12 protein-coding genes are annotated in these 10,585 nt (G+C 49.0%); 2 read left to right on the plus strand and 10 right to left on the minus strand.

The genetic code is table 11. From position 1 onward, the window contains the following. The first annotated feature begins 3 nt into the window (after positions 1 to 3). Positions 4 to 1,890, plus strand: coding sequence for a 1-deoxy-D-xylulose-5-phosphate synthase (dxs, locus tag ACQ5ES_RS07905; protein WP_445015596.1), 1,887 nt, complete (start codon positions 4 to 6; stop codon positions 1,888 to 1,890). Here dxs and ACQ5ES_RS07910 read toward each other — a convergent pair. The 10 genes from ACQ5ES_RS07910 to yajC are packed head-to-tail and all read right to left on the minus strand — an operon-like array spanning position 1,852 to position 9,744. After that, positions 1,852 to 2,367 (minus strand): phosphatidylglycerophosphatase A family protein, encoded by a 516-nt coding sequence (locus tag ACQ5ES_RS07910; protein WP_445015598.1) that lies wholly within the window; start codon positions 2,365 to 2,367, stop codon positions 1,852 to 1,854. The genes dxs and ACQ5ES_RS07910 overlap by 39 nt on opposite strands. Further along, on the minus strand, positions 2,351 to 3,325 hold the full coding sequence (thiL, locus tag ACQ5ES_RS07915; RefSeq protein ID WP_445015600.1) for a thiamine-phosphate kinase: 975 nt from the start codon (positions 3,323 to 3,325) through the stop codon (positions 2,351 to 2,353). The genes ACQ5ES_RS07910 and thiL overlap by 17 nt, the downstream gene beginning before the upstream one ends. Positions 3,326 to 3,335: 10 nt before the next feature. Next, the gene (nusB, locus tag ACQ5ES_RS07920; protein ID WP_445015602.1) at positions 3,336 to 3,755 is read right to left on the minus strand and encodes a transcription antitermination factor NusB; all 420 of its coding nucleotides are present in this window, start codon (positions 3,753 to 3,755) and stop codon (positions 3,336 to 3,338) included. A gap of 11 nt (positions 3,756 to 3,766) precedes the next feature. After that, positions 3,767 to 4,231 (minus strand): 6,7-dimethyl-8-ribityllumazine synthase, encoded by a 465-nt coding sequence (ribH, locus tag ACQ5ES_RS07925; RefSeq protein WP_445015604.1) that lies wholly within the window; start codon positions 4,229 to 4,231, stop codon positions 3,767 to 3,769. Between the two features lie 50 nt (positions 4,232 to 4,281). Beyond that, the gene (locus tag ACQ5ES_RS07930) at positions 4,282 to 4,887 is read right to left on the minus strand and encodes a lysophospholipid acyltransferase family protein (protein ID WP_445015606.1); all 606 of its coding nucleotides are present in this window, start codon (positions 4,885 to 4,887) and stop codon (positions 4,282 to 4,284) included. Further along, positions 4,880 to 5,749, minus strand: coding sequence for a DUF3014 domain-containing protein (locus tag ACQ5ES_RS07935; protein ID WP_445015608.1), 870 nt, complete (start codon positions 5,747 to 5,749; stop codon positions 4,880 to 4,882). The genes ACQ5ES_RS07930 and ACQ5ES_RS07935 overlap by 8 nt, the downstream gene beginning before the upstream one ends. Positions 5,750 to 5,767: 18 nt before the next feature. Next, positions 5,768 to 6,550 carry a peroxide stress protein YaaA gene (gene yaaA / locus ACQ5ES_RS07940; protein ID WP_445015610.1) on the minus strand — a complete coding sequence of 261 codons (783 nt, stop codon included), beginning with the start codon at positions 6,548 to 6,550 and terminating at the stop codon, positions 5,768 to 5,770. 36 nt (positions 6,551 to 6,586) lie between these two features. Then, positions 6,587 to 7,534, minus strand: a complete 948-nt coding sequence (secF, locus tag ACQ5ES_RS07945) for a protein translocase subunit SecF (RefSeq protein WP_445015612.1) — start codon at positions 7,532 to 7,534, stop codon at positions 6,587 to 6,589. Between the two features lie 8 nt (positions 7,535 to 7,542). Beyond that, positions 7,543 to 9,390 carry a protein translocase subunit SecD gene (gene secD / locus ACQ5ES_RS07950; RefSeq protein ID WP_445015614.1) on the minus strand — a complete coding sequence of 616 codons (1,848 nt, stop codon included), beginning with the start codon at positions 9,388 to 9,390 and terminating at the stop codon, positions 7,543 to 7,545. A gap of 18 nt (positions 9,391 to 9,408) precedes the next feature. Continuing rightward, on the minus strand, positions 9,409 to 9,744 hold the full coding sequence (gene yajC / locus ACQ5ES_RS07955) for a preprotein translocase subunit YajC (protein ID WP_445015616.1): 336 nt from the start codon (positions 9,742 to 9,744) through the stop codon (positions 9,409 to 9,411). 219 nt (positions 9,745 to 9,963) lie between these two features. Between yajC and ACQ5ES_RS07960 the strand changes: the two genes are divergently transcribed. Then, entirely contained in the window at positions 9,964 to 10,584 is a 621-nt protein-coding gene (locus ACQ5ES_RS07960; protein ID WP_445015820.1) for a trimeric intracellular cation channel family protein, read from the plus strand. The last annotated feature ends 1 nt before the right edge of the window (position 10,585 follow it).

Below are 10,585 nucleotides of genomic sequence, written 5' to 3' on the forward strand. Positions count from 1 at the left end.
CGCATGACATCTTCGTCTCACGACGCTTATCCGTTACTCGACGGTATCGATAATCCGGCGGATTTACGTACCTTGCATGAACGCCAACTACCACAGCTATGTGCTGAAGTGCGCGAGTTTTTACTCAGCTCGGTCAGTCGCAGCAGTGGTCATCTTGCGTCCGGACTTGGCACCGTCGAACTTACGGTAGCCTTGCACTACGTCTATGCGACACCTTACGACCAATTGGTTTGGGATGTTGGCCATCAGGCCTATCCACATAAGATTTTAACCGGTCGCAAAAAGCAACTGCATACCATTCGGCAGAAAGATGGCTTGCACCCGTTCCCATGGCGTCCAGAGAGTGAGTACGACACCCTTAGCGTCGGCCATTCCAGTACTTCAATAAGCGCAGCTTTAGGTATGGCCATTGCAGCACAACGTGAGCGTACGGAAAAGAAAGTGGTCTCGATTATTGGTGACGGTGCGATGACCGCTGGTATGGCATTTGAGGCGCTCAATCACGCCGGCGACATCAAGCCAGATATGTTGGTCATTTTAAACGACAACGATATGTCGATTTCAGAGAACGTCGGCGCCCTGAACAATCATTTGGCGCGGGTACTTTCAGGCAGGTTCTATACCTCATTGCGGGAGAGTAGCAAAAAGCTACTACAAGGCATGCCTGGCATTCAACACCTTGCAAGTCGTGCGGAAGAACACATGAAAGGCATGGTCGCTCCTGGCACCATCTTTGAAGAGCTTGGTTTTAATTACATCGGCCCGATCGATGGCCACGACGTTAACCTTTTGGTTTCGACCTTACGAAATATGCGTCATCTGAAAGGCCCCCAATTTCTGCACATTGTTACGCGCAAAGGTAAAGGTTACGAGCCCGCAGAAAAAGACCCTATTGGTTATCACGGCGTGCCTAAGTTTGACCCTGCGACCACATCCTTGCCAAGCAAGAAAGCTTCTACACCATCTTACTCAAAAATTTTTGGTGACTGGCTGTGCGAAATGGCTGCTAAGGATCCAAAATTAATGGCGGTAACGCCGGCGATGCGCGAGGGCTCGGGTATGGTCGAGTTTTCGCAACGCTTCCCAGATCAGTATTTCGATGTCGCTATTGCTGAACAACATGCTGTCACCTTTGGCGCAGGCCTTGCCATCGGCGGTTATCACCCGGTGATTGCCATTTATTCGACCTTTTTGCAGCGCGGCTACGATCAGTTGATCCACGACGTCGCGCTACAAAACTTGCCGGTATTGTTTGCAATTGATCGCGCCGGTATCGTTGGCGCTGATGGACCGACCCATCAGGGCGCATTCGACCTCAGCTACTTACGCTGTATTCCGAACTTGGTGGTGATGGCACCAAGTGATGAAAACGAGTGTCGTAATATGCTTTACACTGGGCATAGGCTGATGCAGCCGGCAGCCGTGCGTTACCCTCGAGGCAATGGCACTGGCTGTGGCATTGATGACAGCCTGCAGGAGCTAACCATTGGTAAGGGCCGCCTCATTCGCCAAGCCACCAAAGCGAGCGACAAAAAAGTAGCTGTCTTGAGTTTCGGTACGGTGCTAAGCGACGTCTTACCTTGTGCTGAAAACATCGATGCGACCATTGCAGACATGCGATTTGTGAAGCCAATTGACGAGCAATTAGTTCGCGAACTTGCCGATAGTCATGATTTGCTGGTTACCGTCGAAGACAACGTTGTTGCCGGCGGAGCCGGGAGTGCAGTCGGTGAGTTTTTACAGGCTGCGGGGCTGACGACAGCAATCTTACAGTTAGGTTTACCTGATCAATTTATTAAACACGGCGGTCAGGAAGAAATTCGAGTTGAACTTGGATTAGACGCCGAGAGTTTAGAGCAGCGTATTCGTCAACGCATAGCCCAGATGTAGAAGCAGCGCGCTGACGATGCCGGCAAGGATATCGTCAGCCATAATACCTAAGCCACCCTGCAGACGTCTATCGCACCAGCCGATAGGTCCCGGCTTGACGATGTCAAAAAACCGGAACAACAAAAACGCGAGAAGCAAATTAAGCCAGGTCACCGGTAAAAAACTCATTGCCAGCAAATAACCAGCAATTTCATCTAACACAATAGCTGGGTGATCGTGTACGCCCAGTGCGGAAGCAGTTACTCGACACATCGCGATACCCACTAAGCTTACCACCACCGCCGTAGCTAAATAGAACCAAGGGTTCAGATCTTGTAGCAGCCATACAATTGGAACGGCAGCGAGTGTGCCGAAAGTTCCAGGCGCTTTAGGTGCAAGACCACTACCAAAGCCTAACGAAAAAAAATGCACCGGGTGTGCCAGTCGTTTAACGCTGACTTTTGGTATAGCCTTTTGAGAGCTAACTGAAGTGGTCATAACCGTCTCGCTCTACCAAGCCTTGCCAAAGCTCTTCATTGCGCTCTAGCCTTAAATCGCTAGCTTTGTTGGTAATTCTGCCGATGCAGGTCGGTTTAGCCGGATGGCGTGCCATGACTGTATCAAACACGCCTCGGCGGCTTTCAGGTACGGTAAAGCAAAGCTCATAATCATCACCGCTGCACAGTGCGTAGGAGATCGCTCCGTCAGCGTCAACCGACTCGATCAACGCCATGCTCAACGGCAGCTCATCAACGTCAATGCGGGCGCCAACATTAGAGGCCTTCAGTATGTGCTGTAAATCAGCCAACAAGCCATCAGAAATGTCGATCGCACTAGAGGCAATCTCGCGCAAGCTTTGCCCTAAAGCGACCCGAGGAGAGGGGAAGTGAAGTCGTTCGAGTACCCGCCGATAATGCCTGGCAGAAATCTCTGCACGGTTTTGTTGTGCGGCTAATGCCAAACCTGCATCACCCAGATTGCCACTGACATAAACCCAATCACCTGGTTTAGCACCATCACGCAGCAGCGCGGCACCAATCGGTACGAATCCATGAGCAGTAACCGTCACAGTCAGTGGTCCCTTGGTGGTGTCACCGCCAATCAACTGACAATCATAATAGGCGCAAATTTCTCGCAGACCATGACTGAATCCCGTTAGCCAGTCGTGATCGAGCTCTGGTAAGGTTAACGCTAGCGACAGCCATGCCGGTTCAGCCCCCATTGCAGCCAGATCACTGAGGTTAACCGCCGCCACTTTGTGCCCCACCGCTCGGGCTGGTGTTTGGTGATCAAAGTGCACGCCCGCAACCATAGTATCTGTAGCAATGACCAATTCGGAATCGCTTGGAACAGCGAGAATAGCGGCATCATCACCCACCCCAACCACCACATCGTCGCGCTTAGGCCAACGATGGGTGAAATAGGTGTCGATGAGATCAAACTCGCCAAAGGCCATCAGTTAATCGTTATTTGCGAGTAGGACGTAAGCTGTCGATAGCTTTATCGAGAACCCCATTGACGAAGCGATGGCTCTCGTCAGCACCGAAGGATTTCGCCAATTCGATAGCTTCATTGATCGCGACTTTGTAGGGAACATCAAGCCGCTCACGAAGTTCGAATACGGCCAGGCGTAGCACTGCGCGCTCGACATGATCGAGTTCCGCTAATGGCCGGTCCAAAAACGGGAATAATGCATCATCCAGAGATTTGACTTGACCCGCAACACCACGTACCAAAGCTAAAAAGTAATCAACATCGATTTTACTGGTGTCATTATCAGTGAGAAACTGAGCTTCAATATCGCTCATGCTGTTGTCACTTAATTGCCAAGAATAAATGGCTTGTACCGCAAGCTTGCGCGCTTTACGACGTGCAGCTGGTTTCATAGTAGTTCCTCTTAGAGCTGCTCGAGCACATTAACCATTTCAAGCGCACTTAAAGCTGCTTCCGAACCTTTATTTCCGGCTTTAGTGCCGCTGCGCTCGATAGCTTGTTCAATGGTATCTGTGGTGATCACACCATTTGCAACAGGTACATTAAACTCATGCATAACGCGGCTTAAACCGCTATTGCACTCGCCAGCAACAAAATCAAAATGTGGTGTACCACCACGAATCACTGCGCCTATGGCGATAATAGCATCATAGTTGCCGGTGGCGGCCAAACGGCGCGCGACCAAAGGTAATTCATAAGCACCAGGTGCTTTTACCACAGTAATATCTTCTGCGGCGACCTGGCCGTAATGTTTCAATGTCGTCACTGCCCCATCAAGAAGACTGTCGACCACAAAGTGGTTAAATCTTGAAACCACCAAAGCAAATTTTTTGCCTGGTGCAGCGATGCCGGCTTCAATTACGTTCATGATTGCATCCTTATAAAGAAATCGGCGCGATAATAGCACAAATTTTGCTATCAGGCATGTTGTGGATTTTTACCTACTGCGTGCGCAACCGCCTGCTTTACCCGCACAAGTTCACTATCGATATCGCCGCTAATCATCAGTGGCGGACAAATATCAACAACCTTACGCGCAAAATCAAACGCAACTGGAACCACCGGAACTTGTGTTGCCCTGGCAATATGTACAAAGCCTTTTCTCCATTCACTGACTTTCCTTCGTGTGCCTTCTGGCGCTAGTGCTAATACCAATTCGTGGCGTTGCTTAAATTCATTAACCATTTGCCCGACCACACCTTGAGCGGCTCGGCGATCGATAGGTATACCACCTAACCAACGCAGCAAACGATTAATGGGGAAACGAAAAATTGTGTGTTTGCCAAGAAATGACAGCTTAAGACCAAGTGCCAGCATTACACATAAGCCAACAAAGAAATCCCAGTTCGAGGTATGCGGAGCGACAGGAATAATAGCTTGCCGCGTCGCGGGTAGTTCACCTTCGATGCGCCATCCACCGAGTATACGCAGTCCTGCACGCCCAACCCAACGGCTAAATCGATTGCCGCGGGTCGGTATAGGTGCGCGTAGATGCTCAGGGATTAACGCATTAACATTAGTCATTTTGCAACGCGGTACGCAACGCATCGAGTTTCAACTTAACGCGTCGCATGTTATCCGGCCCCAAGCGCAGCATTTGCTTCTGAGCATCAGGAAGTGCTTCAAGAGCAGGGTCGGCATAACGGTACATCACACTGTTATCATTAAGTTCAATAACAGTACCAACTGAAGGTGTCGCCATTAGCAAATTAATAGCATCAAGTAACACGGTCTCAGGTGCAGTTTCTGCGTAGCCGATTTCTGCCAACGCTTCTTCTACCAATGGTTGATAGCGCTCAAGCAGGCTTTCCATAACTTCGACATCGAGGCTAACAAACCAGTCGACCATACTGTTGTAACGGTCGTAAGAACGCGGATCGATATAAATTTTGTCATCCTGCTCAAGTACCCGAAAGCGACCTTTAGGACCAGCGATAAGTGCTGCGTCACGAACCACAACACCATTGCGGATATTGTCGACAAAAACGACGGCATCACGTATTAATTGTTCGCTTTGAATAGGTTCAACTACCTGCTCTTGCGCTTCCAGGCTAGCAAGAATCTCACCCGTACTTTCAGTTAACTTAGGTAGTTCTGGCTCAGGTTCGGTTATTACGGGTTGTTCCGCCTCTCGCTCGGCGGCCGTTTGTTCACCTAATTCCACAGTTTCCGCAGGCTCAGGCACCAAGGTTTCATCCGATTCTTCGGTCGTGGTTACCGGTGCTTCCACTACAACAGGCAATGGAACCGATGACTGACGCGGTTTTTGGTCCTGCATCAGGTACCAAATTACCACCACAGCAAGCACAATTACGATAACTAAGGCGGCAATGAGTTTGCCCTTGCCTCCCGTTTGAGGTTGGTCATTGGGATCGCGATCAATCATATCAGCTCCTAAATTGGGTTACTGGTCTCGCTCAGCACGCTGAAATACCAACTCTGTCGCAGTTGATTGCTCGGCGTTAAAACGATAGCCATTGGCGTTAAACTGTTTTAATTCAGCCACGTCGCTTACCGCTTGCTTCATAATAAAGCGTGCCATTGCACCTCGGGCTTTCTTTGCCCAAAAGCTAATGACCTTGTATTCGCCGTTCTTTTCATCCTTGAACACAGGTGTAACAATTTCCGCATTCAAATTTTTCGGCTCGACACTCGAAAAGTACTCATTCGATGCGAGATTCACTAAAATATCACTGTCACTGGCACGCAAATCTTCATTGAGCATATCGGTAATTACATTACCCCAAAACTCGTACAGGTTCTTACCGCGCGCAGTATCTAGCTTAGTCCCCATTTCTAAACGATAGGGTTGCATCAGGTCAAGTGGCCGTAACACACCATATAGACCCGATAAGATACGTAAATGTTCCTGTGCGAAGGCAATTGTTTCAGCAGACATTTTTTCCGCCTGCAAACCACTGTAAACATCACCGTCAAATGCGAACACCGCAGGGCGCGCATTATCGGGATTAAACGGTTGATGCCAGTCAGCGAACCGCGCCGCATTCAAGCCTGCCAGTTTATCGCTGATTTTCATCAACGAACCTAACTCCTGCGGTGCCAATGACTGACACCGGTCGACCAGCTCCTGAGCATAATCAAGCAACCGCGGTTGGCTGTGCTCGTCGGTCGGTAACGGGCTTTCGTAATCCAGGTTTTTCGCTGGCGATAGCACAACTAACATCATCCGTTCTCCTGTTGCCTAATGACCATGGATAACCGGTTACGGCATCGGGTCAAGATCTTCACCTTCTTTTTCAACTTCCGGCGGCATCAAGTCTTCACGACTTACACCTAAGGCTAACGCAAGTGAGCTGGCAATATAAATCGATGAATAGGTACCGATAAATACACCAAACAATAATGCCGTAGCGAAACCATGGATCAACGCGCCACCAAGGAAAAATAGCGCAAACAAAACCAATACGGTAGTCAATGAGGTAATTACCGTACGACTCATAGTATTGGTTAACGCACCGTTGATAATTTCCTCGGAAGTGCCTTTGCGGAATTTACGGAAATTCTCCCGAATTCGATCGCTGACCACCACGGTATCGTTTATCGAGTAACCAATGACCGCCAGTAACGCCGCCAGAACCGTCAGGTCAAACTCTAATCCAAGGACAGAGAATAAGCCTAAGGTTAAAATTACATCGTGCGCCAAAGCACCAACGGCACCTAAGGCAAGACGCCACTCGAAGCGAAAAGCGACGTAAATCAAAATACAGATGAGGGCGGTAAGCATTGCTAAACCACCTTGTTGAGTCAGTTGATCACCTACGTTGGGACCGACAAACTCAATCCGCCGCATCGTGACTTCTTCGTCCGTAGCAGATCGCAGCAAACTCAGAATGTTGTCACCAACTTCCTGCGCCTTTGCACCGTCCTGGGGTTCGATTCGGATCAGAACGTCTTGCTGGGTACCGAAGTTTTGCACTACGGCACCAGAAAAGCCATTCGCATCAAGAGTGGTTCGAATTTCACTTAAATCCGCTTCACGCTCGTAACCGACTTCGATAACTGTACCACCAGTAAAATCGAGGCCCCAGTTTAGCTGGTTTACCGCTAATGAAGCGATAGAAGCGATGAGTAGCAGACCACTGACAATCCATGCGACCATACGAAAGCGCATGAATGGAATAGTTTTATCCGTTTTAATTAGCTCGTGCATGTGGCCTCCTAAACCGACAGCTTATCAATGCGTTTACCACCCCAGATGGCATTCACCACCGCGCGGGTACCTACAATTGAGGTAAACATTGAGGTCACAATACCGATTGCGAGAGTCACCGCGAACCCTTTTATCGGACCGGTACCAATCGCAAACAAGATAATCGCTGCAATTAACGTCGTAACGTTAGCATCAGCAATGGTTGATAATGCACTGTCATAACCATGATGAATTGCTTGTTGTGGACTTCGTTTGGCTTTTATTTCCTCACGTATTCGCTCGAAAATAAGCACATTCGCATCCACCGCCATACCAACGGTCAAGACAATACCCGCCATACCTGGCAAGGTCAGGGTTGCTCCTGGAATCATCGACATTACACCAACAATCAAAACCAGGTTGGTCGCTAGTGCTAAATTCGCCACCATGCCGAATTTTTTGTAGTACATCACCATGAACGCCAAAACCAGGATAAAACCCCACACAATGGCTTGTATTCCCATGTTGATGTTTTCCTGACCAAGACTTGGCCCCACGGTACGTTCTTCGACAATTTGAATAGGTGCAATCAAGGCACCGGCACGCAACAGTAGCGATAGGTTTTGTGCTTCTTGCACAGAGTCTAGGCCAGTAATCCGGAAGCTACTTCCCAACCGCGCCTGAATGGTAGCGACGTTAATCACTTCTTCATGCCGTTCGAAAATAATATCGCCTTCCTGGTCACGTTCGCCCGTTGTTTTGAATTCAATAAACAGCGTCGCCATCGGCTTGCCGACATTGTCGCGGGTCGCCAACGACATTTTTTCGCCACCCGTACCATCTAGACTAATGTTCACCTGTGGACGCTGGTTTTCATCGAAACCCGAGTTTGCGTTAACGATATGATCGCCCGTCAAAATGACATCTTCTTTGAGCAATACATTGCCGCCATTACGGTTCGGGTACAACTCCGAACCAAAAGGTACGCGCCCCACTTCAGCTTCGCGGACACTGTTTTCGTCATCAACTAGACGAAACTCCAGGGTGGCGGTAGCACCGAGTATCTCTTTCGCTCGAGCTGTATCTTGCACACCAGGTAATTGCACGACAATACGTTCAGCGCCCTGGCGTTGTACCAGCGGCTCTGCGACGCCAAGCTCATTCACGCGATTTCGTAGAATCGTCACGTTTTGAGAAATGGCATAATCACGGGTTTCTTGAATCTTCGCATCGGTCATTCGTAAAGTAATTTTACGAGCTGCTTCATCTTCAAGCAGCGTGTAACCTTCATAAAGACCGTCAAGATAACTTTCGGCTTTTTGAAAGTCGTCAGCTGTACGCAGAGTGACAACAATATCATCACCAAAACGCTCAACCCCAGTGTAGCGAATCCGCTCTTCACGCAGTTCAGTGCGCACGGTATCGCGCATTTGTCCTAAAATTTTGCGCATGGCTTCGTTCATATCCACTTCCATCAGAAAGTGAACGCCACCACGCAGATCCAGACCCAGTTTCATCGGGCTAGCCCCTAACGCTGCCAGCCAGTCTGGAGTTGCGGGCGCTAGGTTAAGCGCAACCACATAGTCTGTGCCCAGCTCCTGCAGAATAGCCTCTCGAGCCTTCAGCTGCTCGTTGTCGGAGGAGAGCCGAACCAACAATTGGTTCTCTTCCATAACAATTGACTTTGGCGCGATGTCCAGCTCAGCGAGCGTATCTTCGACCCGCCCCATTACTTGCGTATCAATACTGGTGGTGCGCGTTGCCGATACCTGAACCGCGAAGTCTTCACCATACAAATTTGGTAAAGCGTAAACTGCGGCAATCACCAAAATGGCGACCACCATCAGATTTTTCCAGAGCGGAAACTTGTTTAACACGTTAAATCCTTATCTCTGCTACAGAGATTTCATGGTCCCTTTTGGCAGAACCGCTGTTACCGCTGATTTCTGCACAGTCACTTCCACGCTCTCAGCAAGCGCGATCACCATAAAGTCGCTTTCTTCATTGATCTTAGTGATGCGACCGACCATACCACCGTTCATCAAAACTTCATCACCTTTACTGATGCCAGCGATGAGTTCTTTATGCTGTTTCACGCGTTTCGCTTGTGGACGATAAATCATAAAATAGAAAATCAAACCAAACATGACCAGCATAAAGATCAATTCCATGCCGCCACCTTGCGATGCTGCGCCGTCTTGTGCGTGAGCCGTACCGATTAAAAAGTCCATAAATTCCTCTGTCTTATCAAGTTAGTTTGCATAGCGTTGAGATGGGGCTGTTCTATCGTCAAACAAGCCCAATCACTGTTTTTTTAGAGAATTGTTCCGCATTCTAACGAATTTAACAGCGAATGGGGAGTCATGTCGCATAACAGATCGCTAGGCTTCTACAACAATCCATGCCAAACTGAGCTCACAAAAGGAAAAAAGCGTCTATTTACAATGGCTATCGACACCTTCTTCTATTGGTTTGATCATCTTGGAGTTGCAGTTTTTGCAATTTCCGGAACGTTATTGGCGTTCCGTAAAAATATGGATGGCTTTGGCGTTGTTGTACTCGCCTCAGTTACTGCTGTCGGCGGTGGAACTGTTCGTGACCTCATCCTCGACCTGCCAGTATTTTGGGCTTATGACCCAACCTATATCTACACCATTTTAGTTGCTGCTTTAGTCACTATCTTATGGTTGCGACTGCGCGACTATATTCATCAGAAAACGCTGTTAATTGCTGATGCCATAGGTTTAGCTTTTTTTACCGTCATGGGCGCGCAAAAAGCTCTTGAAGCAGGCTTTCCCGCCGTCGTTTGTGTCGTCATGGGCACGGTCACAGCATGCTTTGGTGGTATGCTTCGCGATGTTTTAGCGCGCGACATCCCAATGGTGCTAAAAGGTGAACTTTACGCCACAACCTGTCTTATCGGCGCCAGTGTTTATGTCTTGCTCGCTCCTTACACAGCGATTACAGCGCTGCTGATCGGTGGCGTGGTGACCTTGTTATTGCGTCTGGGCGCTATTCGATGGCAGTGGTCACTGAACGTTTTTCATGAGCATAACGAAGGGCATCGTTAGG

The sequence above is a fragment of the Pseudidiomarina xizangensis genome, assembly GCF_052541995.1.

Bases quoted from the DNA above. Each gene is read 5' to 3' on its own strand.
- ACQ5ES_RS07935 (WP_445015608.1), bottom strand. From the start codon at position 5,749: ATGATTGATCGCGATCCCAATGACCAACCTCAAACGGGAGGCAAGGGC.
- thiL (WP_445015600.1), bottom strand. From the start codon at position 3,325: ATGGCCTTTGGCGAGTTTGATCTCATCGACACCTATTTCACCCATCGT.
- dxs (WP_445015596.1), top strand. From the start codon at position 4: ATGACATCTTCGTCTCACGACGCTTATCCGTTACTCGACGGTATCGAT.
- ribH (WP_445015604.1), bottom strand. From the start codon at position 4,231: ATGAACGTAATTGAAGCCGGCATCGCTGCACCAGGCAAAAAATTTGCT.
- yaaA (WP_445015610.1), bottom strand. From the start codon at position 6,550: ATGATGTTAGTTGTGCTATCGCCAGCGAAAAACCTGGATTACGAAAGC.
- ACQ5ES_RS07910 (WP_445015598.1), bottom strand. From the start codon at position 2,367: ATGACCACTTCAGTTAGCTCTCAAAAGGCTATACCAAAAGTCAGCGTT.
- nusB (WP_445015602.1), bottom strand. From the start codon at position 3,755: ATGAAACCAGCTGCACGTCGTAAAGCGCGCAAGCTTGCGGTACAAGCC.
- yajC (WP_445015616.1), bottom strand. From the start codon at position 9,744: ATGGACTTTTTAATCGGTACGGCTCACGCACAAGACGGCGCAGCATCG.
- ACQ5ES_RS07930 (WP_445015606.1), bottom strand. From the start codon at position 4,887: ATGACTAATGTTAATGCGTTAATCCCTGAGCATCTACGCGCACCTATA.
- secF (WP_445015612.1), bottom strand. From the start codon at position 7,534: ATGCACGAGCTAATTAAAACGGATAAAACTATTCCATTCATGCGCTTT.